The 21,811-nt window shown below is 71.9% G+C and carries 21 protein-coding genes; 6 read left to right on the top strand and 15 right to left on the bottom strand.

Going from position 1 to position 21,811, the window contains the following annotated elements; all coding sequences use genetic code 11:
- Positions 1-21: 21 nt before the first annotated feature.
- Genes ACF08B_RS11570 through afsQ1 form a run of 3 tightly spaced genes read right to left on the bottom strand, consistent with a single transcriptional unit; the run spans position 22 to position 2,908 of the window.
- A complete protein-coding gene (locus ACF08B_RS11570; RefSeq protein WP_093475227.1) occupies positions 22-624 on the bottom strand; it encodes a hypothetical protein in 603 nt (200 codons plus the stop codon).
- Positions 621-2,234: an ATP-binding protein gene (locus tag ACF08B_RS11565; RefSeq protein ID WP_392317134.1), complete on the bottom strand. Its 1,614-nt coding sequence runs from the start codon at positions 2,232-2,234 to the stop codon at positions 621-623. Before ACF08B_RS11565 ends, ACF08B_RS11570 begins: the two co-directional genes overlap by 4 nt.
- Complete coding sequence (gene afsQ1, locus ACF08B_RS11560) at positions 2,231-2,908, bottom strand: two-component system response regulator AfsQ1 (RefSeq protein WP_176985599.1); 678 nt, start codon at positions 2,906-2,908, stop codon at positions 2,231-2,233. The genes ACF08B_RS11565 and afsQ1 overlap by 4 nt, the downstream gene beginning before the upstream one ends.
- A gap of 243 nt (positions 2,909-3,151) precedes the next feature.
- On the opposite strand from afsQ1, the gene ACF08B_RS11555 reads away from it, so the two are divergent.
- Positions 3,152-3,889: a SigE family RNA polymerase sigma factor gene (locus ACF08B_RS11555; RefSeq protein WP_392317133.1), complete on the top strand. Its 738-nt coding sequence runs from the start codon at positions 3,152-3,154 to the stop codon at positions 3,887-3,889.
- 183 nt (positions 3,890-4,072) lie between these two features.
- Here the strand turns inward: ACF08B_RS11555 and ACF08B_RS11550 are convergent, their stop codons facing one another.
- A complete protein-coding gene (locus tag ACF08B_RS11550) occupies positions 4,073-4,675 on the bottom strand; it encodes a uridine kinase (RefSeq protein WP_093475224.1) in 603 nt (200 codons plus the stop codon).
- Positions 4,676-4,835: 160 nt separating this feature from the next.
- On the opposite strand from ACF08B_RS11550, the gene ACF08B_RS11545 reads away from it, so the two are divergent.
- Positions 4,836-5,237: a hypothetical protein gene (locus ACF08B_RS11545; protein WP_392317132.1), complete on the top strand. Its 402-nt coding sequence runs from the start codon at positions 4,836-4,838 to the stop codon at positions 5,235-5,237.
- 115 nt (positions 5,238-5,352) lie between these two features.
- Here ACF08B_RS11545 and ACF08B_RS11540 read toward each other — a convergent pair whose 3' ends face one another.
- The 3 genes from ACF08B_RS11540 to deoC are packed head-to-tail and all read right to left on the bottom strand — an operon-like array spanning position 5,353 to position 8,631.
- Entirely contained in the window at positions 5,353-6,237 is an 885-nt protein-coding gene (locus ACF08B_RS11540) for an aldehyde dehydrogenase (protein WP_093475221.1), read from the bottom strand.
- A complete protein-coding gene (locus tag ACF08B_RS11535) occupies positions 6,230-7,666 on the bottom strand; it encodes an aldehyde dehydrogenase family protein (protein WP_392317131.1) in 1,437 nt (478 codons plus the stop codon). Before ACF08B_RS11535 ends, ACF08B_RS11540 begins: the two co-directional genes overlap by 8 nt.
- Positions 7,667-7,671: 5 nt before the next feature.
- On the bottom strand, positions 7,672-8,631 hold the full coding sequence (gene deoC / locus ACF08B_RS11530) for a deoxyribose-phosphate aldolase (RefSeq protein WP_093475218.1): 960 nt from the start codon (positions 8,629-8,631) through the stop codon (positions 7,672-7,674).
- A gap of 136 nt (positions 8,632-8,767) precedes the next feature.
- Between deoC and ACF08B_RS11525 the strand changes: the two genes are divergently transcribed.
- Complete coding sequence (locus ACF08B_RS11525; protein ID WP_392317130.1) at positions 8,768-9,466, top strand: PH domain-containing protein; 699 nt, start codon at positions 8,768-8,770, stop codon at positions 9,464-9,466.
- 600 nt (positions 9,467-10,066) lie between these two features.
- Here the strand turns inward: ACF08B_RS11525 and ACF08B_RS11520 are convergent.
- The 3 genes from ACF08B_RS11520 to ACF08B_RS11510 form a co-directional block, all read right to left on the bottom strand.
- Positions 10,067-11,713: a phospho-sugar mutase gene (locus ACF08B_RS11520; protein WP_392317129.1), complete on the bottom strand. Its 1,647-nt coding sequence runs from the start codon at positions 11,711-11,713 to the stop codon at positions 10,067-10,069.
- A gap of 396 nt (positions 11,714-12,109) precedes the next feature.
- The gene (locus ACF08B_RS11515; protein WP_392317128.1) at positions 12,110-12,934 is read right to left on the bottom strand and encodes a purine-nucleoside phosphorylase; all 825 of its coding nucleotides are present in this window, start codon (positions 12,932-12,934) and stop codon (positions 12,110-12,112) included.
- A gap of 124 nt (positions 12,935-13,058) precedes the next feature.
- Positions 13,059-13,496 (bottom strand): gamma-glutamylcyclotransferase, encoded by a 438-nt coding sequence (locus ACF08B_RS11510; RefSeq protein WP_073888999.1) that lies wholly within the window; start codon positions 13,494-13,496, stop codon positions 13,059-13,061.
- A gap of 96 nt (positions 13,497-13,592) precedes the next feature.
- On the opposite strand from ACF08B_RS11510, the gene ACF08B_RS11505 reads away from it, so the two are divergent.
- Together ACF08B_RS11505 and ACF08B_RS11500 are read left to right on the top strand one after the other, a co-directional pair.
- The gene (locus tag ACF08B_RS11505) at positions 13,593-15,041 is read left to right on the top strand and encodes an NAD(P)H-quinone dehydrogenase (protein WP_093475212.1); all 1,449 of its coding nucleotides are present in this window, start codon (positions 13,593-13,595) and stop codon (positions 15,039-15,041) included.
- Between the two features lie 188 nt (positions 15,042-15,229).
- Positions 15,230-16,141 (top strand): DeoR/GlpR family DNA-binding transcription regulator, encoded by a 912-nt coding sequence (locus ACF08B_RS11500; RefSeq protein WP_392317294.1) that lies wholly within the window; start codon positions 15,230-15,232, stop codon positions 16,139-16,141.
- A 205-nt stretch (positions 16,142-16,346) separates the two neighbouring features.
- Here the strand turns inward: ACF08B_RS11500 and ACF08B_RS11495 are convergent, their stop codons facing one another.
- Complete coding sequence (locus tag ACF08B_RS11495) at positions 16,347-18,119, bottom strand: acetyl/propionyl/methylcrotonyl-CoA carboxylase subunit alpha (RefSeq protein WP_392317127.1); 1,773 nt, start codon at positions 18,117-18,119, stop codon at positions 16,347-16,349.
- 379 nt (positions 18,120-18,498) lie between these two features.
- Between ACF08B_RS11495 and ACF08B_RS11490 the strand changes: the two genes are divergently transcribed.
- The gene (locus tag ACF08B_RS11490) at positions 18,499-19,068 is read left to right on the top strand and encodes a hypothetical protein (RefSeq protein ID WP_392317126.1); all 570 of its coding nucleotides are present in this window, start codon (positions 18,499-18,501) and stop codon (positions 19,066-19,068) included.
- Here the strand turns inward: ACF08B_RS11490 and ACF08B_RS11485 are convergent.
- From ACF08B_RS11485 to ACF08B_RS11470, 4 genes are all read right to left on the bottom strand, one after another.
- Positions 19,040-19,657, bottom strand: coding sequence for a nucleoside triphosphate pyrophosphatase (locus tag ACF08B_RS11485; RefSeq protein WP_073889005.1), 618 nt, complete (start codon positions 19,655-19,657; stop codon positions 19,040-19,042). The genes ACF08B_RS11490 and ACF08B_RS11485 overlap by 29 nt on opposite strands.
- A 32-nt stretch (positions 19,658-19,689) precedes the next feature.
- Positions 19,690-19,818 carry a morphogenic membrane protein MmpB gene (gene mmpB / locus ACF08B_RS11480; RefSeq protein ID WP_260148084.1) on the bottom strand — a complete coding sequence of 43 codons (129 nt, stop codon included), beginning with the start codon at positions 19,816-19,818 and terminating at the stop codon, positions 19,690-19,692.
- 70 nt (positions 19,819-19,888) lie between these two features.
- Positions 19,889-20,098: an acyl-CoA carboxylase epsilon subunit gene (locus tag ACF08B_RS11475; RefSeq protein WP_392165248.1), complete on the bottom strand. Its 210-nt coding sequence runs from the start codon at positions 20,096-20,098 to the stop codon at positions 19,889-19,891.
- A gap of 26 nt (positions 20,099-20,124) precedes the next feature.
- Positions 20,125-21,738, bottom strand: a complete 1,614-nt coding sequence (locus ACF08B_RS11470; RefSeq protein WP_392317125.1) for an acyl-CoA carboxylase subunit beta — start codon at positions 21,736-21,738, stop codon at positions 20,125-20,127.
- Positions 21,739-21,811 lie beyond the last annotated feature (73 nt).

Genomic DNA, 21,811 nt, shown 5'->3' with positions numbered 1-21,811 from the left:
CCGCACCGGAACCTTCCGGTGCTAGCCGCCCGTGACGTCGCTCGACGGGGGCGGCGTGGAGCCCGGGTCGGTGCGGACGTCGTCGGTGCACTCGTAGCGCCGCGGCGACACGGCACCGGGGCCGCCCAGGACCACCGCGCCGTCGCCCTCGGCGGCCGCCGAGTCGGACAGGGTGCACACGATCTGCGCGAGCGCGTACGACGACAGGCGGCCCGGCACGGCGCTCAGCCGCAGGGTGTCCTCGGGGTCCTTGGGGCCGGGCCCGGACACGTGCAGACCGCCCGGCACATGCGTCGCGTAACCCGCCGCCCGCTCCGCGGCCGACGGGGACGCGGCGAGCTGGTCCAGCAGGCCCTGCGCCACGATCACCCGGCGCCGGACGTCCGGGGTGCCGTCCGGGACCCGCACGGTCCGGTCGACGGTCGCCAGGGACGCCCGGCACAGGAGGAAGACCTGCACCGGCACCCCGTGCGCGGACTGCGCGGACACGTCGGGCCCGGCCAGCGAGCACGGCACCCGGGAGGGCGCGGCCCCGAAGTCCGTCGGCACCTCCGTGGCCCGGATGCCGCAGCCGGCGAGCAGCAGACCCAGGAGGGGCAGCGCCAGCAGGCGTCTTACGGTCATGACCCCTCCTTCCCCGCACCGTCGTGTCCGTCGTTCCCGTTCCCGGCCCGGCCGGTCTCCCCGTCGTGCCGCTCCGCCTTGGCGTCCTCGGCCAGCCCCGAGACGTCCCGGGGCAGCCGCAGGGTGAAGACCGCACCGCCCTCGGGCGAGTTGGCGGCGATGATCTCACCGCCGTGGATGTGGGCGTTCTCCAGGGCGATCGACAGGCCGAGGCCGCTGCCCTCGGAGCGCGGCCGGGACGCGCTCGCCTTGTAGAAGCGGTCGAAGACGTGCGGCAGGACGTCCTCCGGGATGCCGGGGCCGTGGTCGCGCACCCGGATCACCACCTCGTCCTCCGCCTCCCGCACCGACACCCGCACCGGCGAACCGCCGTGCTTGAGCGCGTTGCCGATCAGGTTGGCGAGGATGACGTCCAGCCGGCGCGGGTCCAGCTGGGCGTGGATGCCGCGCTCGGCGTCCAGCTCCACCGCGTCCAGCCAGGCCCGGGCGTCGATGCACGCGGTGATCTGGTCGGCGACGTCCACGTCGTCGAGGACCAGCCGGGCGGTGCCCGCGTCGAAGCGGGTGACCTCCATCAGGTTCTCGACCAGGTCGTTCAGCCGCCGGGTCTCGCTGACGACCAGCCGCACGGCCGGCTCGATCATCGGATCCATGCTCCCGGTCTCGGCCTCCAGCTCCTCCTCCAGCACCTCCGTCACGGCGGTGATGGCGGTCAGCGGAGTCCGCAGCTCGTGCGACATGTCGGCCACGAACCGGCGGGAGGCGTCGTCCCGGGCCGCCATCTCGGCCACCCGTTTCTCCAGCGCCTCGGCCGCGTTGTTGAACGTCCGCGACAGATCGGCCAGTTCGTCCGTGCCGGACACCCGCAGCCGGGTGTCCAGCCGGCCCTCGCCCAGCCGCCTCGCGGCCACGCCCAGCCGGTGCACCGGCTTCAGCACGGTCGTCGCGGCGGCCTGCGCGAGCAGCGCGGCACCGATCAGCGCGAGCCCGGTGGCGATGCCCAGCGACCAGGCCAGCGAGTTGAGGTCCTTGGCCTCGGGCTCCAGCGACTTCGCCATGTAGCCCGTCGGACCGCCGCCGATCACCCGCGTACCGGCCACCAGGTAGGGCGTGCCGTGCTCCGTGACCCGCTGCCAGTACAGGTGGTACGGCTCCTTGTTGGAGTCGGTCACCTTCTGCCGCTTGTTCACGGCCGTGCGCAGCGACTCGGGCACGTCCTCCAGCGAGAAGCCGTTGATGCCGTCCGAGTTGCCGTACACCGTCTTGCCGCTCGCGTCCTGGCCGACCAGCAGCACGCTGAAGTGCTGGCTCCCGGCGGCCATCTGGCCGGCGGCGCGCTGCAGCTCGTCCTGCGTGGGGTGTTCCGGCAGTGCCCCGGCGCGGTTCTGCATCTCCTGCCGGAAGTCGCGCAGCACCGCGTCCTGGGCGCGGGTGAGCACGGCCTCCCGGTTGAGCCAGTAGGCGATGCCCGACGCCGACACCGCGGCGGTGAGCGCGACCAGCGCGAAGACCACCACCAGTCGCAGCCTCAGGCTGGTGAAGCGCAGCCGCGACAGACTTCCCCTGCGCCCCGCGGTCCAGCCGCGGAGCCCCCCTTGCGTATCGGTCACTGAGGCGTGTCCAGGCGGTAGCCGACACCACGGACGGTGCGGATCAGCGTCGGGGACGAGGGCACGTCCTCCACCTTGGCGCGCAGCCGCTGCACACACGCGTCCACGAGGCGGGAGTCGCCCAGGTAGTCGTGCTCCCACACCAGCCGCAGCAACTGCTGCCGGGACAGCGCCTGGCCGGGCCGCCGGCTCAGCTCCAGCAGCAGCCTCAGCTCGGTCGGGGTCAGCTGGAGATCCACGCCGTTCTTCGTCACGGTCATCGCCGAGCGGTCGATGACGAGACTGCCGAACGTCGCCGAGTCGCTGGACTCCCGCTCCCCGCGCCGCAGCACGGCCCGGATCCGGGCGTCCAGCACCCGGCCCTGCACCGGCTTGACCACATAGTCGTCGGCGCCGGACTCCAGTCCGACTACCACGTCGATGTCGTCGCTGCGCGCGGTCAGCAGGATGATCGGAAGCTGGTCGGTGCGCCGGATGCGCCGGCACACCTCGAACCCGTCGATGCCGGGCAGCATCACGTCCAGCACGATCAGGTCCGGCCGCTGCTCACGCAACAGCTTCAGACCGTCCTCGCCGCTGGCAGCGGTGGCCACCCGGTGGCCCTGGCGCGTCAGGGAGAGCTCCAGGGCCGTGCGGATGGCGTCGTCGTCCTCGATCAGCAACAGGGAAGGCACGGGGCTCATTCTGGCCCATGGAGGGGGTCGCGGACGACCTGCCGACACCGGCCCTTCCCTACCGCCACCGTATGTGCACGTGCTGTGACGGAGCCGGGAAGGACCCCTGTGACAGGTCTGTGACAGTCGACGGACACGGCGATGAAGTCACCCCGGCAGTCTTTTGGTCACGGGCACGGCGGGGAGCCGGCACCAGCCCGGAGCAGGGCCGAGTCACCGGAAGTCCACGACGGGGAGCGCGAGATGAACACGCTGCACAGCATCAGCACCAGCGCAGTGGTCACGCGTCTGCACGACGTGCACCGGGGTTCCGAGAAGTCCGGTGCCGTGAGCGGGCGGGGGTGCGCTCGCGGTACCGGGCGTCAGCACACCGCGTACATGACGGTGGTTGACGCGCACACGGGGGAAACGCACGGGGGAACCGCGTACAGGGAGGACTCGGGGGAGCGCCGTTCGCTGACGGAGGCGGAGTTCACCGCCTACGTCCAGGAGCGCCGCGCCTCCCTGTACGCCACCGCCTACCACCTGACCGGTGACCGCTTCGAGGCCGAGGACCTGCTGCAGAGCGCGCTGTTCTCGACGTACAAGGCGTGGGACCGGATCAGCGACAAGGCGGCCGTCGGCGGATACCTCCGCCGCACGATGACGAACCTGCACATCAGCGCCTGGCGGCGCCGCAAGCTCAACGAGTACCCGACCGAGGAACTGCCGGAGACGCCCGGCGAGACGGACGCGATGCGCGGCACGGAGCTGCGCGCGGTCCTGTGGCAGGCGCTCGCCCGGCTGCCCGAACTCCAGCGCACCATGCTGGTCCTGCGCTACTACGAGGGCCGCACGGACCCGGAGATCGCGGGCATCCTCGGCATCAGTGTCGGCACGGTGAAGTCGAGCATCTGGCGGTCGCTCCGCCGGCTGCGCGAGGACGAGGTCCTCAGCTTCGGCCGTGACGAGGAGAACGCCTTCGGCGAACTGGTCGCCTGAGGTCACGGGGGAGGAACACGGGGGAAAACGGGGGACCACTGGGGGGTGGGACCCACGGGGGAGCACAGAGGAGCGGGACTGGTGGGCCGGGGGGTCCAACCAGTCCCGTTTCGCGTTTTTGTGACGACGGCCCGCGTGGGCGAACGGCCCGCGCGGGCGACGGCCGGCGGGCCACCGGGACGGTCAGGCCACCGTCCGCTGCCGCGTCTGCCGCCCCACCGCCGCCGACGCCAGCCGGCCCAGTGCCTCGTCGCGGTCGCACGGATGCGCGCCCAGGGCCACCTGGCGGGCGACGATCGAGCGTTCCGTGCGCATCAGCCGCCAGCCGCGGCGCACCAGGAACGGCACCGACTTGCGGCCCTCCTTGAGGTCCCGCAGGAACCGCCGTCGGAAGGTGGTGAACGGACCGCGGTTCAGGCATAGCGCGTCCGCGAGGACGCCCCGTTCCCGGCAGCGCTCGACTATCTCCGCCGCGAAGATGCCCTCCGCGATGAACAGCGGGGTCCGGCCGATGCTCAGCGTCTCCTCGCCGGTCCGGGCGCTCAGCGAGAGGTCGTACACCGGCACCGGCGTCGACCCCGTGGCGCACAGCCGGACGATGGCCTCGACCGCGACCTCGGCGTCCCACGACTCCGGGTGGTCCCAGTCGATGTCCGAACTCCCCTCCACCAGGGGCAGCGTCGGGTCGCCGGCTTCCTTGTAGAAGTCGTCCAGGCGCAGGACGGGCAGCCCGGAACGGGCGGCGACGAGGGACTTGCCCGAGCCCGAGGGGCCGCACAGCAGCACGACACGGGCGGGAGACGGAGGATGAAGGCTCACGGAACACCAGTTTGACGTACGGCGGCCCGCCTGCCGACCCCGCGGGTCGGCTTTTGAGCGTGAGACGCACCTCAACTACCCTACGTGGCGACAGTATTACCCTGCGCACCAGAAGGTGGCACCAGCGATGGCCCGACACACCTCTTCCCAGCACTCCACCGCGCGGCGCGCCCTGATCGTCCTGGCGGCGGCCGGAGCGGCACTCGGAGCCGGGGCGGCCTCGGCGTCGGCGGACTCGGTTCCGGTCGCCGGTCTCAACTACCGGCCGCTCGGGCTCGGCAACGTCGACCCCCAGGCGGGCGTGGGCGCCGCGACCGGCATCGTCGGCTACGTCACCGGACCGGTGGCCGGCCTCAAGCCCAACCCGCTCGCGGGCACGGGCGTGGACCCGCTGGACAACGGGGTGGGCACCCAGCTGGCGGACTTCCAGCCGCTCTCGTCCCAGATGGTGACGCGCCCGCTGGCCCAGGCGGAGTCGCTCGGCAGTGTGCCGGTGGTCGGGCAGGTCCTGGGCTCACTGGGCCGCTGAACCGCCCGGGAAAACGAGACGGGGAACCGCGTGACCGGCCGGAGGCGACCCGCACCCGGCCGGACCCGCGGTTCCCCGCACGGATCCCGTGGATCCCCGTGTCGCGTGGTCCGCGTCAGTAGGCGGACCCCGAGGCGCCCAGCGACCCCGTCGGGTGCCAGACCGTCTTGGTCTCCAGGAACGCCGTCATCCGGTCGGTGCCCGGCGTCGCGAAGTGATCCACAGGCTGTGGACGCAGGACGCGCTTCAGGTTGTCCGCGGCCGCGATCTCCAGCTCCTTCGCCAGTACCTCGTCGGCGCCCGCGAGGTCGATCGCGTTGACGTCCTGGTGCGCGGCCAGCGGCGCCGCGATCTCCGCCGTACGGCCGGACAGGACGTTGACGACACCGCCCGGGACGTCGGAGGTGGCCAGCACCTCGCCCAGGGACAGGGCGGGCAGCGGCGCCTTCTCGGACGCCACGACGACCGCCGTGTTGCCGGTGGCGATCACCGGGGCCACCACCGAGACCAGGCCCAGGAAGGACGACTCCTGCGGCGCGAGAACGGCGACCACGCCGGTCGGCTCGGGAGAGGACAGGTTGAAGTACGGGCCGGCGACCGGGTTGGCCCCGCCGATCACCTGGGCGATCTTGTCGGTCCAGCCCGCGTACCAGACCCAGCGGTCGATCGCGGCGTCCACGACCCCGGCCGCCTTCGACTTGGACAGCCCCTCCGCGTCGGCCACTTCGCGCACGAACTGCTCGCGGCGGCCCTCCAGCATCTCCGCGACGCGGTAGAGGACCTGGCCGCGGTTGTAGGCGGTCGCGCCGGCCCAGCCGCCGAACGCCTTGCGCGCGGCGACCACCGCGTCACGTGCGTCCTTGCGGGAGGACTGGGGAGCGTTGGCCAGCCACTTGCCCTTGGGGTCGGTCACCTCGTACACCCGGCCGCTCTCGGAACGCGGGAACTTCCCGCCGACGTACAGCTTGTAGGTCTTGAAGACAGTGAGCCGATCAGACATCGAGGTACGCCTCCAGGCCGTGGCGGCCGCCCTCGCGGCCGAAGCCCGACTCCTTGTAGCCGCCGAACGGCGACGTCGGGTCGAACTTGTTGAACGTGTTGGACCAGACGACACCGGCGCGCAGCTTGTTCGCGACGGCCAGGATCCGGGAGCCCTTCTCGGTCCAGATGCCCGCCGACAGGCCGTACTGCGTGTTGTTCGCCTTGGCGACCGCCTCGTCGGGCGTGCGGAAGGTGAGCACCGACAGCACCGGGCCGAAGATCTCGTCACGGGCGATGGTGTGGGCCTGGGTGACGTTCGTGAACAGCGTCGGCGCGAACCAGTAACCCGCCGACGGCAGTTCGCAGGCCGGGGACCAGCGCTCGGCGCCCTCCGCCTCGCCCTGTTCGGTGAGCGCGGTGATACGGGCCAGCTGCTCGGCGGAGTTGATCGCGCCGATGTCGGTGTTCTTGTCCAGCGGGTCGCCGAGGCGCAGGGTGGACAGCCGGCGCTTGAGGGAGTCCAGCAGCTCGTCCTGGATCGACTCCTGGACCAGGAGGCGGGAGCCCGCGCAGCAGACCTGGCCCTGGTTGAAGAAGATGCCGGTCACGATGCCCTCGACGGCCTGGTCGATCGGGGCGTCGTCGAAGACGATGTTGGCGCCCTTGCCGCCCAGCTCCAGGGTGAGCTTCTTCCTCGTGCCCGCGACCGTGCGGGCGATCTCCTTGCCGACGGCCGTGGAGCCGGTGAAGGCGACCTTGTTCACGTCCGGGTGCGCGACGAGCGCGGCACCCGCGTCGCCGTAGCCCGGGAGGATGTTGACGACGCCCTTGGGCAGGCCCGCCTGGCGGCAGATGCCCGCGAAGAAGAGCGCGGACAGGGGGGTGGTCTCCGCCGGCTTCAGCACGACCGTGTTGCCGGTCGCGAGGGCCGGGGCGATCTTCCACGCCAGCATCAGCAGCGGGAAGTTCCACGGGATGACCTGGCCGGCCACGCCCAGCGGCCTCGGGGCCGCGCCGAAACCGGCGTGGTCGAGCTTGTCGGCCCAGCCCGCGTAGTAGAAGAAGTGCGCGGCGACCAGCGGGAGGTCCGCGTCGCGGGTCTCCTTGATCGGCTTGCCGTTGTCCAGGGTCTCCAGGACGGCCAGCTCGCGGCTGCGCTCCTGGATGATCCGGGCGATGCGGAAGAGGTACTTGGCCCGCTCGGAACCGGGCAGCGCCGACCACTTCTCGAACGCCTTGCGGGCGGCCCTGACCGCCCGGTCGACGTCCTCGGGACCGGCCTGCGCGACCTCGGAGAGGACCTCCTCGGTCGACGGGCTGACCGTCTTGAAGACCTTGCCGTCGGCCGCCTCGGCGAACTCGCCGTCGATGAACAGGCCGTAGGAAGGGGCGATGTCGACGACCGAACGGGACTCGGGCGCCGGTGCGTAGTCGAATACGGAAGCCATCGTGATCAGTCCACCGTCACGTAGTCGGGGCCGGAGTAGCGGCCGGTGGCCAGCTTCTGGCGCTGCATCAGCAGGTCGTTCAGGAGCGAGGAGGCGCCGAAGCGGAACCAGTGGTTGTCCAGCCAGTCCGCGCCCGCGGTCTCGTTGACCAGGACCAGGAACTTGATGGCGTCCTTGCTGGTGCGGATGCCGCCGGCGGGCTTCACGCCGATCTGGACGCCGGTCTGGGCGCGGAAGTCGCGCACCGCCTCCAGCATCAGCAGCGTGTTCGCCGGGGTCGCGTTGACGGCGACCTTGCCGGTGGAGGTCTTGATGAAGTCCGCGCCGGCCAGCATGCCCAGCCAGGACGCGCGGCGGATGTTGTCGTACGTCGACAGCTCGCCGGTCTCGAAGATGACCTTCAGGCGGGCGCTGCTGCCGCAGGCCTCCTTCACGGCGACGATCTCGTCGTACACCTTCAGGTACTTGCCGGCGAGGAAAGCGCCCCGGTCGATGACCATGTCGATCTCGTCGGCGCCGGCGGCGACCGCGTCACGGACGTCGGCCAGCTTCACGTCGAGGGCGGCGCGGCCGGCCGGGAACGCGGTGGCCACCGAGGCGACCTTCACGCCGGAACCGGCGACGGCCTCCTTGGCGGTGGCCACCATGTCGGGGTAGACGCAGACCGCGGCCGTGGCCGGGGCCGTACGGTCCGTGGGGTCGGGATGGACGGCCTTGGCGCCGAGCGCCCGGACCTTGCCCGGGGTGTCCGCGCCTTCCAGCGTCGTCAGGTCGACCATCGAGATGGCGAGGTCGATGGCGTACGCCTTCGCGGTGGTCTTGATGGAACGGGTGCCGAGGGACGCGGCGCGCGCCTCCAGGCCGACCGCGTCGACGCCGGGCAGCCCGTGCAGGAAGCGGCGCAGCGTGCTGTCGGACGCGGTGACGTCGGCGAGAGCGTGAGCTGTGGGTGCGGTAGTGGGCATGGTCACCAGACGAGCATATCTACGCGCGTAGCAGCTGTACAGTCCCGGTGCTCATCACGCGCCCGAAGATCACGGATGAGCGCCGGTCCCGGGCCGTGTGGGAGCAGCCGCGGCGGTGTCGTGCAGAATCGGGGCCATGACCCCGGACCACCCGTCACCCGCGTCACAGCCTCCGGCCCCCGCCGCCAAGGACCGGATCTACCGCTCGCCCATGGCGCTCGTGGGCGGGGTGCTGCTGCTCGTCGTCGTCTGCTGGCTGGGCTTCGACGCGCTGTTCAAGGGCCACGGCCGCGTCCCGTGGCTGGCGCTCGCCGGCCTGATCCTCGTCGTGCCGCTGGTCGCGGCCTTCACGCTGCGCCCCGCCGTCTTCGTGAACGACGACCGGCTGCGCATCCGCAACCCGCTGCGGGTGATCTCCCTGCCCTGGGGCCAGGTCTCCGGCCTGCGCTCCGGCTTCTCCAACGAGGTCGTCACCGAGTCCGGCGCGAAGTACCAGTTGTGGGCGATCCCCGTCTCGCTGCGGGCCCGCAAGAAGGCGGCGCGCCGTCAGCAGCGGGCGGCGGCGGACGCGGCCCGGGGTACGACGCCGGGCCGGGTCGGCGGCGGCCTCTCGCCGAGCGGTCTCGGCTTCGGCGGCTTCGGCCTGCGCGGCGCGGAGACCGGCCCGACCCGGTCCGAGACCGACCAGGTCATGGACGACCTGCGCGAGACGCTCGAACGCCGCGCGCAGGAGGAGACGGCCCAGGGCGAGACGACGGTCCGCTGGGCGTACGAGGTGCTCGCCCCGGCGCTGGCCGGCGCCATCCTGCTGATCATCCTGCTGACGACGGGCTGACGACGGGCTGACACGGCGGCCGGCGCCGGACCGGCGAGGTCGTGGGCCCGGGTCGGGCGACGGGATGCCCGGGCGGTGAGCCGGGCGCGGGTGTCCGGGGGAGCCGACGGGGGCTGGGCGGCTGCCCAAAAGCGGCGTCCACGGCCGTGTGAGCCGCTCGGGCTCCGGCGCGTGAGCATGGGCCGGGGCGGGCCGGGGCGGCCGCGCCAGGTGCGTCCGGCGGCCGAGCCGACTCCGGAAGGCGGGCACACGGGCCGCCCGTCTCCCCGTCCTGCACCGCGCGCCTTAGGGGTGCCAGGCTCGCCGCGGCAGTGATGTACCGATCCCGCCCCTGGGCCCGCGGGTGACTCGCGCGCGGACGTCCCGTGGACGTGCCTTAGGGGTGTCGGGCTCGCCGGCGGCAGTGATGTACCGGTTCCGCCGCTGGGTCCGTGGGTGACTCGCTCTCGGCTGTCCCGTGGGCGTGTCCTCGGGGTGCCGGGCTCGTCGGCGGCGGTGATGTGCCGGTCTCGCCCCTGGGTCCGTGGGTGACTCGCTCTCGGCCGTCCCGTGGACGTGCCCTCAGGGTGCCCCGTGCGGGACAGGGCACCCCGGTGGGTGTCAGATGCCGGCCGCGGCCGACAGGTCGCGCTTGACGGCGGCCAGCAGCTCGGTGGCGCGGGCGCGGGCGGCCGGGAGGTCGGCACGGGCCGCGACCGGCACGACGACCTCCAGGTAGCACTTCAGCTTCGGCTCGGTGCCGCTCGGCCGGACGATGACCCGGGCGCCGTCGAGCGTGTAGCGCAGTCCGTCCGTCGGCGGCAGCGTCTCCGTGCCCCGGGTCAGGTCCTCGGCACGGGTGACGGCAAGGCCGGCCAGCCCGGTCGGCGGCTGCTCCCGCAGACGGCTCATCGCGTCGGCGATGACCGAGAGGTCCTGGACGCGGACCGACAGCTGGTCGGTGGCGTGCAGACCGTGCTCCACGGCGAGGTCGTCGAGCAGGTCGAGGAGGGTGCGGCCCTCCTCCTTCAGCCCGGACGCCAGCTCCGTGATCAGCAGCGCGGCGGTGATGCCGTCCTTGTCGCGCACGCCCTCCGGGTCCACGCAGTAGCCGAGGGCCTCCTCGTAGCCGTAGCGCAGACCGTCCACGCGGGCGATCCACTTGAAGCCGGTCAGGGTCTCCTCGTACGGCAGCCCCGCCTTCCCGGCGATCCGGCCGAGCAGCGAGGAGGAGACGATCGACTCCGCGAAGGTGCCGCTCACCCCACGGCGGACCAGGTGCGCGGCGAGCAGCGCGCCGACCTCGTCGCCGCGCAGCATCCGCCAGTCGCCGCCGTCCTTCACGGCCACCGCGCAGCGGTCCGCGTCGGGGTCGTTGGCGATGATCAGGTCCGGGTCGGTGGCACGGGCCCGCGCGAACGCGAGGTCCATCGCGCCCGGCTCCTCCGGGTTGGGGAAGGCCACCGTCGGGAAGTCGGGGTCCGGGTCGGCCTGCTCGGCCACCAGCACCGGCTCGGGGAAACCGGCGCGGGCGAAGGCGGCCAGCAGGACGTCCCTGCCGACGCCGTGCATCGCCGTGTAGACCGTGCGGGCGGTACGCGGGGAGCCCGCCGCCAGGACGGCGTCCGTACGGGCCAGATAGGCGTCCAGGACCGAGTCGTCCAGGATCTCCCAGCCGGCCTCCGGGCGCGGTACGTCGTTCAGGGAGACGATCGCGTCGATCTCGGCGGCGATCCCCGCGTCGGCGGGCGGCACGATCTGGGAGCCGTCGCCGAGGTACACCTTGTAGCCGTTGTCCCGGGGCGGGTTGTGGCTGGCGGTGACCTCCACGCCGGCCACCGCGCCCAGGTGCCTGATCGCGAACGCCAGCACCGGCGTCGGGAGGGGCCGCGGGAGTACGGCCGCACGCAGCCCGGCGCCGGTCATCACGGCGGCGGTGTCGCGGGCGAAGTCGGCGGACTTGTGGCGGGCGTCGTAGCCGATGACGACGAGGCCGGCGGTGCCGTCCCCGTGCGGGGTCCCGTTCTTCTTCAGGTACGCGGCGAGGCCGGCGGCGGCGCGGATGACGACGCCGCGGTTCATGCGCATCGGGCCGGCGCCGAGCTCCCCGCGCAGGCCGGCGGTGCCGAACTGGAGCGTGCCGGAGAAGCGGGCCGACAGTTCGGTCACGTCCCCGGCGTCGATCAGCTTGGCGAGCTCGTCACGGGTCTCCGTGTCGGGGTCCTCGGCGAGCCATGTCCTGGCCCGGGCGATCAGATCGTCGTGCACCTTGGGATCAACCTCTCCTGTGTCTGCCTGGTCCGGCCGGGGACTCGGCCCCCGAACCCCCGTCCAACGCCGATGGCGTTACGTGTGCCCGCCCCGGCACGTTCCGCGCCGCCGCGTCCGGCCCGCGGAGGCTCGCGCGTCCGGCCGGCGGAGGCTCGCGCGTCCGGCCGGGCACCGCGGTCCGGGACATCCGGTGAACGCCGACCGCGGTCCGGGCCCGTTCCGCACGGGTACCGGCACCGCACCGGACCCTGCCGGCGGGCGGCGGCACCACGCCCCCGAACCGACCGCGGCACCGCACCCGGCTCGTCGGGACGCGCGTACCGCGTCCCGTTCGCCACCGTGCCCGTCCCGCGCCCGGTCCGGCGCGCCGTGCGTGCCGCGAGCGTGTGCCGCCTAGATCCTGCCGAGCACCTGGGTCAGCAGCTGGCCCATGCGCGCCGCCGAGTCGCGGCCCGCCTGGAGGACCTCCTCGTGGTTGAGGGGCTCGCCCGTCATGCCCGCGGCCAGGTTGGTGACCAGCGAGATGCCCAGGACCTCGGCGCCGGCCTCGCGGGCGGCGATGGCCTCCAGGACCGTCGACATGCCCACCAGGTCCGCGCCGATGACACGGGCCATGCGGATCTCGGCCGGGGTCTCGTAGTGCGGGCCGGGGAACTGCGCGTAGACGCCCTCCTCCAGGGAGGGGTCGATCTCCTTGCACAGGGCGCGCAGGCGCGGCGAGTACAGGTCCGTCAGGTCGACGAAGTTCGCGCCGACGATCGGCGACGTCGCCGTCAGGTTGATGTGGTCGCTGATCAGCACCGGCTGGCCGGGGCGCATGCCCTCGCGCAGGCCGCCGCAGCCGTTGGTGAGGACCACGGTCTTGCAGCCGGCCGCCACGGCGGTGCGCACACCGTGGGAGACGGCGGCGACGCCACGGCCCTCGTAGTAGTGCGTGCGGCCCAGGAAGACCAGCGCGCGCTTGTCACCGAAGGAGTACGAGCGGATCTTGCCGCCGTGCCCCTCGACGGCCGGCGGCGGGAAGCCGGGCAGCTCGGTGACCTGGAACTCGGCGTCGGGGGCGCCCAGTGCGTCGACGGCCGGGGCCCAGCCGGAGCCCATCACGAGGGCGACGTCGTGGGTCTCGGCGCCGGTCAGTTCGCGCAGGCGCGCGGCGGCGGCGTCGGCGGCGGCGTGGGGGTCGCCCTGGATGTCGTCCGGAAGAAGAGATGCGTTCACGCCGACGAGGGTAGCCGGTCTGCGCCTACGCGCGTAGATGACAAGGCCCACGTATTGGAGATCGTTGTCTTGTCGTTTTCCACAAGGGGCGGGCAAAAGTGCAGCAAAACCGCGCTTTGGCCGTTCAGCAGGGACGCTTGCGGAGCTCCATCACATAGTCGTGCGGTGCCCCGGCGGACTCCGCGGCGTCGGCGACCTCACCGAGGTACCGCGCCGAGGGCAGACCGCCCTCGTAGCCGTTGAGCACGTACGTCCAGGCCGACTCCTCGCCGTCCAGGGTGTGCACGCGCACGCGGGTGCGCCGGTAGATGCCGAGGCCCACGCCCTCCCACCGGTCCAGCGACTCCTCGTCCATGGGCGCGAGGTCGTAGAGGCCGACGAAGACCTGGGCCAGCGGGTCCTCCACGATCGTCGCCAGCGCGCCCTCCCAGCCCAGCTGCTCGCCGCCGAAGGTCAGCCGCCACTCGCTCAGCCAGCCGGTGGCGCGCAGCGGCGAGTGCGGGGCGCGGCGGGACATCAGCCGGGCGTCGAGGTTGCCGGCGTACGCGGCATAGAGCGACATGGGGAGAGCGTACGTCAGGGGAAACGCGGGCCACTCGTGTCCCTCGGGAACCCCGGGGACGCCCCCGGGCAGTAGCACCTTGAAGCGTGCGGGACAATGGAGTACGTGACTCGGATCGTGATCATCGGTGGCGGACCCGGCGGATACGAGGCGGCCCTGGTGGCCGCCCAGCTCGGCGCGGAGGTGACCGTCGTCGACTGCGACGGTCTGGGCGGAGCGTCGGTGCTGACCGACTGCGTACCGTCGAAGACCCTTATCGCTACGGCCGAGGTGATGACCACCTTCGACTCCTCGTACGAAGAGCTGGGCATCATCGTCGCCGACGACACCCCGCCGCTGGAGCAGGCGGCCCGGGTGGTCGGCGTGGACCTCGGGAAGGTCAACCGCCGGGTGAAGCGGCTGGCCCTCGCGCAGTCGCACGACATCACCGCCTCCGTCACCCGCGCCGGCGCCCGGGTCATGCGCGGCCGCGGCCGGCTGGACGGCATGCAGGGTCTCGACGGCTCGCGCAAGGTCGTCGTCACCGCCGCCGACGGCAACGAGGAGACCCTCACCGCCGACGCCGTCCTCATCGCCACCGGCGGTCATCCGCGCGAGCTGCCCGACGCGCAGCCCGACGGCGAGCGCATCCTCAACTGGACCCAGGTCTACGACCTCGACGAGCTGCCGGAAGAGCTGATCGTGGTCGGCTCCGGCGTGACCGGTGCCGAGTTCGCCGGCGCCTACCAGGCCCTCGGTTCGAAGGTCACGCTCGTCTCCTCCCGGGACCGGGTGCTGCCGGGTGAGGACCCGGACGCCGCCGCCGTCCTGGAGGACGTCTTCCGCCGCCGCGGCATGAACGTCATGGCCCGCTCCCGAGCGCAGTCCGCCAAGCGCGTCGGCGACCGGGTCGAGGTGACGCTGGCCGACGGCCGGGTCATCAGCGGCTCCCACTGCCTCATGGCCGTCGGTGCCATCCCCAACAGCGCGGGGCTCGGTCTGGAGGAGGCCGGCGTCAAGCTGCGCGAGTCCGGTCACATCTGGACCGACAAGGTGTCCAGGACGACCGCTCCCGGCGTGTACGCGGCCGGTGACGTGACCGGTGTCTTCGCCCTCGCGTCCGTCGCCGCGATGCAGGGACGTATCGCCATGTACCACTTCCTCGGCGACGCGGTGGCACCGCTGAACCTGAAGACGGTCTCCTCCAACGTCTTCACCGACCCCGAGATCGCCACGGTCGGCTACACGCAGGCGGACGTGGACGCGGGCAAGATCGACGCGCGGGTCGTCAAACTGCCCCTGCTGCGCAACCCGCGGGCCAAGATGCAGGGCATCCGGGACGGCTTCGTGAAGATCTTCTGCCGGCCGGGCACGGGCATCGTCGTCGGCGGTGTGGTCGTGGCGCCCCGCGCGTCGGAACTCATCCACCCGATCTCGATCGCCGTCGACAACAATCTGACGGTCGAACAGATCGCGAACGCGTTCACGGTGTACCCCTCCCTTTCGGGGTCGATCGCGGAGGTCGCCCGGCAGCTGCACACGCGCAAGGCGAGCGCGGAGGCCTGACCGTCACGCAACTTCCCGCTGGTCACGGGGAGTTGCGGCGTGTGCGTACGGCATAGTCGGGGCGGCTAGGTGCTATACCACTTCCCGCCCCACCATGCGAACAACTTCTGTTATTCGGCGCAAACTGCTGAAACCAGACGGTCGCTGGGGTTACTGTCAGTTTCGTGTTCGCTGCTGAACGTCGCCAATTGATCCTCGAAATGGTGCGAGCGAACGGTGCCGTGTCGCTCCGTGAACTCGCCCGCGTCGTCCAGACCTCCGAAGTGACCGTACGGCGGGACGTGCGCGCACTGGAGGCCGAAGGACTCCTCGACCGCCGGCACGGCGGTGCGGTACTGCCGGGCGGGTTCACGCGGGAGTCCGGCTTTCCGCAGAAGTCCCATCTCGCGACCGCCGAGAAGACGGCCATCGCCGATCTCGCCGCGGGCCTCGTCGAAGAGGGCGAGGCCATCGTCGTCGGAGCCGGGACGACCACGCAGGAGCTGGCCCGCCGCCTGGCGCGCGTGCCGGGTCTGACGGTCGTCACCAACTCCCTCCTGGTGGCCCAGGCGTTGGCCCATGCCAACCGGGTGGAGGTCGTGATGACCGGGGGCACCCTGCGCGGCTCCAACTACGCCCTCGTGGGCTCCGGAGCCGAGCAGTCCCTGCAGGGGCTGCGCGTGTCCAAGGCATTCCTGTCCGGGAGCGGCCTGACGGCCGAGCGTGGTCTGTCCACGTCCAACATGCTCTCGGCGTCGGTGGACCGGGCCCTCGTCCAGGCCGCGGCGGAGGTCGTGGTCCTCGCCGACCACACCAAGCTCGGTACGGACACGATGTTCCAGACCGTGCCGACGGACCTCATCACCCGCCTGGTCACCGACGAGCCGCCGGCCCACGACGACCGCGGCGCCACCGAGTTGCAGGCCCTGGCCGACCAGGGGGTGCAGATCGCCGTGGCCGGGGCGACCGGAGCCCCGGGGGGTGAGCAAGGGCCTGCCGCACGCCAGCAGCGGGCCCTGCCCGGCCCCCGCCGGGGCCACGTCCCCCTCCGCTCCACCGCGGGCCTCGCGGACCCGGCCACCACCGACCGAGCCCGAGTCGCAGACCTCCGCCGCCGCTGACCCCTCCGGGGGTCGGCAGCGACACGGGTATCGCGGATCCGCCTCCGCGGCGGGGCCGCGACCGCCGTCGGCCGGCCCTGCGAGCCTCCTGGCGCCCCGGCGGCCGCCTTACGGCCTGTCCGAGATCGCGCCGGTACACGCAGCAATGCGAGAAGCCCGGAGGCTCCTGGGTAGGGGCTCCGGGCTTCTCGGGGTGTGGGGTGGGTCAGTCCTTGATCTCGCAGATGGGGGCGCCGGAGGTGACCGAGGCGCCGACCTCGGCGGTCAGGCCCTTGATGGTGCCCGCCCGGTGGGCGTTGAGGGGCTGCTCCATCTTCATGGCCTCCAGGACGACGATCAGGTCGCCCTCCTTGACCTCCTGGCCCTCCTCGACCGCGATCTTCACGATCGTGCCCTGCATCGGCGAGGCGAGGGTGTCACCCGAGGCGACCGGGCCGGACTTCTTGGCGGCGCGGCGCTTGGGCTTGGCCCCGGCGGCCAGGCCGGTGCGGGCCAGGCTCATGCCGAGCGAGGAGGGCAGCGAGACCTCCAGGCGCTTGCCGCCGACCTCGACGACGACCGTCTCGCGGCCGGTGTCCTCGTCCGTCTCGGTGTCGGCGGGGGCCGCGAAGGGCTTGATCTCGTTGACGAACTCGGTCTCGATCCAGCGGGTGTGGACCGTGAACGGATCGGTGGAGCCGGTCAGCTCGGGGGCGAAGGCGGGGTCGGTGACGACCGCGCGGTGGAAGGGGATGGCGGTGGCCATGCCCTCGACCCGGAACTCCTCCAGGGCGCGGGCGGCGCGCTGGAGGGCCTCGGCGCGGGTGCGGCCGGTGACGATCAGCTTGGCCAGCAGGGAGTCCCAGGCCGGGCCGATCACACTGCCCGCCTCCACGCCCGCGTCCAGCCGGACACCGGGACCGGAGGGCGCGTCGAAGGCGGTGACGGTGCCCGGAGCGGGCAGGAAGTTGCGGCCCGGGTCCTCGCCGTTGATGCGGAACTCGAAGGAGTGTCCGCGCAGGGCGGGGTCGTCGTAGCCGAGTTCCTCGCCGTCGGCGATGCGGAACATCTCGCGGACCAGGTCGATGCCGGCGACCTCCTCGGTCACCGGGTGCTCGACCTGCAGCCGGGTGTTGACCTCCAGGAAGGAGATCGTGCCGTCCTGCCCGACCAGGAACTCGCACGTGCCCGCGCCCTCGTAGTGGGCCTCCTTCAGGATGGCCTTCGAGGCGCGGTACAGCTCGGCGACCTGCTCCTCGGACAGGAACGGCGCCGGGGCCTCCTCGACCAGCTTCTGGTGGCGGCGCTGCAGCGAGCAGTCACGGGTGGAGACCACGACCACGTTGCCGTGCTTGTCGGCCAGGCACTGCGTCTCCACGTGCCGGGGACGGTCCAGGTAGCGCTCGACGAAGCACTCGCCCCGGCCGAACGCGGCGACCGCCTCACGGACCGCGGAGTCGTACAGCTCCGGCACCTCCTCGAGGGTCCGGGCGACCTTCAGACCACGGCCACCGCCACCGAACGCGGCCTTGATCGCGATCGGCAGGCCGTGCTCCTCGGCGAACGCCACGACCTCGTCCGCCCCGGAGACCGGGTCGGGAGTACCGGCGACCAGCGGGGCGCCGGCCCGCTGCGCGATGTGCCGCGCGGCGACCTTGTCACCGAGGTCCCGGATGGCCTGCGGCGGCGGACCGATCCAGATCAGACCCGCGTCCAGCACGGCCTGGGCGAACTCGGCGTTCTCCGACAGAAAGCCGTAGCCGGGGTGGATCGCGTCCGCACCGGATTCGCGGGCCGCGTTCAGCACCTTCTGGATGTCCAGATAGCTGGTCGCCGGAGTGTCACCGCCCAGGGCGAACGCCTCATCCGCGGCGCGGACATGCAGAGCGTCCCGGTCCGGCTCCGCGTAGACGGCCACGCTCGCGATCCCGGAGTCCCGACAGGCCCGGGCCACGCGGACAGCGATTTCGCCACGGTTGGCGATGAGCACCTTGCGCACGATTGAGGCTCCCTCCTTGAAACAAGCCGAGTTTAGGGACTGCCGACACGGCACTACGACCCGTCCCCAATGGTGAGCTTGCCCACACGGAGCGTGATGCGAGGCTCGCCCGACCCGCGAAAGTCCTTGTCGCACCTCGGTACGCAGGACTCCTCCGGAAAACCCTAGCCCTGTCATGTGGTCAAGGTCTCTGTGGTGGGGTGCTGCGGCCCACTCCGATTCTTTGTCGAGTCCCTACGAATGGCCCAATGATTCTTTGCTGCCGCACGGACCCTTGTCCCACGGTTTACCCGTTAGTAGCGTTCGCGATGGCTCGAACGTACCTGCAGTAACAGATGGCTGGCTGGGAAGTGGGTGGGGACCGGTGGTGCGCAGACCGGTGGCATGGGTCGTGGCGTTGGTCCTGCTGGCGGAGGGTTTCCTCGTCGCCGCGCTGAACTGGTTCCTCGGGGTGGTCGTCGACCGGCAGGACATGTCCCTGGCCGGCCTCGACCCGTCGACGATGGCCACGTCCTCGAAGGTCGGCGGCATCGTCTTCGGCCTCTACTTCGCCCTGTGCGCCCTGGTGGCGCTGCTGGTCGCGATCCGCAACCGCGCCCCGGCCGGGCTCGGGCGTGTCCTGCTGATCAGCGCGGCCGTGGTGCACGCCCTGCTGGGCGCGTTCGCCTGGGGGCTGGTGGGCTGGACGGCCTTCCTGACGATGGTCGTGGTGCTCGGACTCATCGTCCTGCTCCTGATGACATACGACCGCGCCGAAGGCCCGGAACAGGCGGCCCCCGGCGACGGTGCAGGCGCCGACGGCGACCCGCAGGCCCGGGCCGAGCCGGCACCCCCGGCCGGCGCGCCGCAGCAGGTCCCGGAGCAGCGCGGCGCACCGCGGGACGGGGACGAGGAGCCGCGGGACTCCGTCCCCACCGAGGTCATCCCGCCGGCTCCCACAACTCCGTGATCCCGACACCCAGTTCGGCGAGGAGCTTGCGCACCAGGGGCAGGCTGATGCCGATCACGTTGCCGTGGTCGCCGTCGATGCCCTCGATGAACGGGGCCGAACGGCCGTCCAGGGTGAACGCGCCGGCGACGTAGAGCGGCTCGCCGGAGGCCACGTACGCGGCGATCTCCGCGTCGGTCGGTTCGCCGAAGTGCACAACGGTGGAGGCGGTCGCGGAGACGTACCGCTTCGCCTCCGTGTCCCACACACAATGACCCGTCTGGAGTACTCCGGTGCGTCCGCGCATCGCCTTCCAGCGGGCGGTGGCCTCCTCGGCGTCGGCGGGCTTGCCGAGCGCCCGCCCGTCCAGCTCCAGCACCGAGTCGCAGCCGATCACCAGGGCGCCCTGCACCTCCGGCTTCGCCGCCACGACCGAGGCCTTCGCCTCGGACAGCGCGAGCGCCAGCTCGGCCGGGGTGGGAGCGGTGACGGCGTCCTCGTCGACCCCGCTCACGATCACCTCGGGCGCGAGGCCGGCCTGCCGGAGCAGGCCGAGCCGGGCGGGGGACTGGGAGGCGAGCACGAGTCGCCTGCGGCGCTTTGCAGTCATGCCGTCAGATTAGTCAGGGTGAGCCGCCCGGCTCACCTCAGACCGATGACGATCATGGCCAGGATCATGGCCAGCGCCATGAAGAGGCCGAGCCGCCGCAGCATCTCCTGCATGTCGCGCAGTTCTTTCGGCGGCTCGTCCTCGGGGTCTGACCACAGCATGCTCCCAGCGTGCGGCCCGGGCGGGCCGCGGCGCCTGAGTACGGCTACTCAGATCGGCCGGGCGGTCTGCCTAGCCCGGCCAGTACGTGCGGGTCCAGGACGCCGGGCCCGGGTTCGGGACGCGCCGGACCGCGATCCGCGACGGGTCGGACCACGCGTCCCTCGGGCCCTCCGCGCCGGACGGCTGGACCGCTGCCGCCGCGGCGCGGGCGCGGACCACCGCCAGAGCGGCGGCCAGCTCCTCCGGGGTCGGATTGCCTCGTACGACCTTGATCGTCATGACGGCTTCCTCTCGGTCGGACCGGGCTACAGCGGGATGTTGCCGTGCTTCTTCGGAGGCAGGGATTCCCGCTTCGTACGCAGCTGACGCAGACCGCGGACGATGTGGGCCCGCGTGTCGGACGGCATGATCACCGCGTCGACGTAGCCGCGCTCGGCCGCGATGTACGGGTTGAGCAGGTGGTCCTCGTACTCCTGGATCAGCCGGGCCCGCACCGCCTCGACGTCCTCGCCGTTCGCCTCCGCCTCGGCGATGGTGCGGCGGTGCAGGATGTTGACCGCGCCCTGGGCGCCCATGACCGCGATCTGCGCGGTGGGCCAGGCCAGGTTGATGTCGGCACCCAGGTGCTTGGAGCCCATGACGTCGTAGGCGCCGCCGAAGGCCTTGCGGGTGATGACGGTGATCAGCGGGACGGTGGCCTCGGCGTAGGCGTAGATCAGCTTGGCGCCGCGCCGGATGATGCCGTCGTGCTCCTGGTCGACGCCCGGGAGGAAGCCGGGGACGTCCACGAAGGTCAGCACCGGCACGTTGAAGGCGTCGCAGGTGCGCACGAAGCGGGCCGCCTTCTCGGACGCCTCGATGTCGAGGCAGCCGGCGAACTGCATCGGCTGGTTGGCGACCACGCCGACCGGGTGGCCCTCGACCCGCCCGAAGCCGGTGACGATGTTCGGCGCGAACAGTGCCTGCGTCTCGAAGAACTCGGCGTCGTCCAGGACGTGTTCGACCACCGTGCGGATGTCGTACGGCTGGTTCGCGCTGTCCGGGACGAGAGTGTCCAGCTCGCGGTCCTCGTCGGTGACGCCGAGGTCGGCCTCCTCCGGGAAGACCGGGGCCTCGGAGAGGTTGTTGGACGGCAGGTACGACAGCAGCTGCTTGACGTACTCGATGGCGTCCTTCTCGTCGCCCGCCATGTGGTGGGCCACGCCGGAGGTGGCGTTGTGCGTGCGCGCGCCGCCCAGCTCCTCGAAGCCGACGTCCTCACCGGTGACGGTCTTGATGACGTCCGGGCCGGTGATGAACATGTGCGAGGTCTGGTCGACCATGACCGTGAAGTCGGTGATGGCCGGGGAGTAGACCGCGCCGCCGGCGCAGGGGCCCACGACCAGGCTGATCTGCGGGATCACGCCGGAGGCATGGGTGTTGCGGCGGAAGATCTCGCCGTAGGCCCCGAGGGAGGCGACGCCTTCCTGGATGCGGGCGCCACCGGAGTCGTTGATCCCGACGACCGGGCAGCCGGTCTTCAGCGCGAAGTCCATCACCTTGACGATCTTCTGGCCGTAGACCTCGCCGAGCGCGCCGCCGAAGACCGTGAAGTCCTGGGAGAACACGGCGACGGGCCGGCCGTCGACGGTGCCGTACCCGGTGACGACACCGTCGCCGTAGGGACGGTTGCTCTCCAGCCCGAAGTTGGTGGAGCGGTGCCGGGCGAACTCGTCCAGCTCGACGAAGGACCCCTCGTCCAGGAGGAGTTCGATCCGCTCACGGGCCGTCAGCTTGCCCTTCGCGTGCTGCTTCTCGACGGCACGTTCCGAGCCGGCGTGCGTCGCTTCATGGATGCGGCGCTGGAGATCCGCGAGCTTTCCCGCGGTCGTGTGGATGTCGATCCCTTGGATCTCTTGACGCTCTTCCGGCTCGGACATCGGGATACGGCTCCCTGCCTGCTCAAAAGGGGGGACGGTTACTCATTCGTAGAGTAGTGGCGGCGCTACCGAT

This window comes from Streptomyces sp. NPDC015139, from assembly GCF_043079785.1.
Lineage (GTDB): Bacteria > Actinomycetota > Actinomycetes > Streptomycetales > Streptomycetaceae > Streptomyces > Streptomyces albidocamelliae.
The sequence above is the reverse complement of the archived record's forward strand: the minus strand, read 5'-3'. Positions and strand labels throughout refer to the sequence as shown.

What these genes read in the sequence shown, in the direction of transcription:
- ACF08B_RS11570 (WP_093475227.1), bottom strand. Translation starts at nt 624, where the DNA reads ATGACCGTAAGACGCCTGCTGGCGCTGCCCCTCCTGGGTCTGCTGCTC.
- ACF08B_RS11555 (WP_392317133.1), top strand. Translation starts at nt 3,152, where the DNA reads ATGAACACGCTGCACAGCATCAGCACCAGCGCAGTGGTCACGCGTCTG.
- ACF08B_RS11545 (WP_392317132.1), top strand. Translation starts at nt 4,836, where the DNA reads ATGGCCCGACACACCTCTTCCCAGCACTCCACCGCGCGGCGCGCCCTG.
- ACF08B_RS11540 (WP_093475221.1), bottom strand. Translation starts at nt 6,237, where the DNA reads ATGTCTGATCGGCTCACTGTCTTCAAGACCTACAAGCTGTACGTCGGC.
- ACF08B_RS11535 (WP_392317131.1), bottom strand. Translation starts at nt 7,666, where the DNA reads ATGGCTTCCGTATTCGACTACGCACCGGCGCCCGAGTCCCGTTCGGTC.
- deoC (WP_093475218.1), bottom strand. Translation starts at nt 8,631, where the DNA reads ATGCCCACTACCGCACCCACAGCTCACGCTCTCGCCGACGTCACCGCG.
- ACF08B_RS11525 (WP_392317130.1), top strand. Translation starts at nt 8,768, where the DNA reads ATGACCCCGGACCACCCGTCACCCGCGTCACAGCCTCCGGCCCCCGCC.
- ACF08B_RS11510 (WP_073888999.1), bottom strand. Translation starts at nt 13,496, where the DNA reads ATGTCGCTCTATGCCGCGTACGCCGGCAACCTCGACGCCCGGCTGATG.
- ACF08B_RS11505 (WP_093475212.1), top strand. Translation starts at nt 13,593, where the DNA reads ATGGAGTACGTGACTCGGATCGTGATCATCGGTGGCGGACCCGGCGGA.
- ACF08B_RS11485 (WP_073889005.1), bottom strand. Translation starts at nt 19,657, where the DNA reads ATGACTGCAAAGCGCCGCAGGCGACTCGTGCTCGCCTCCCAGTCCCCC.
- mmpB (WP_260148084.1), bottom strand. Translation starts at nt 19,818, where the DNA reads ATGCTGTGGTCAGACCCCGAGGACGAGCCGCCGAAAGAACTGCGCGAC.
- ACF08B_RS11475 (WP_392165248.1), bottom strand. Translation starts at nt 20,098, where the DNA reads ATGACGATCAAGGTCGTACGAGGCAATCCGACCCCGGAGGAGCTGGCC.
- ACF08B_RS11470 (WP_392317125.1), bottom strand. Translation starts at nt 21,738, where the DNA reads ATGTCCGAGCCGGAAGAGCGTCAAGAGATCCAAGGGATCGACATCCAC.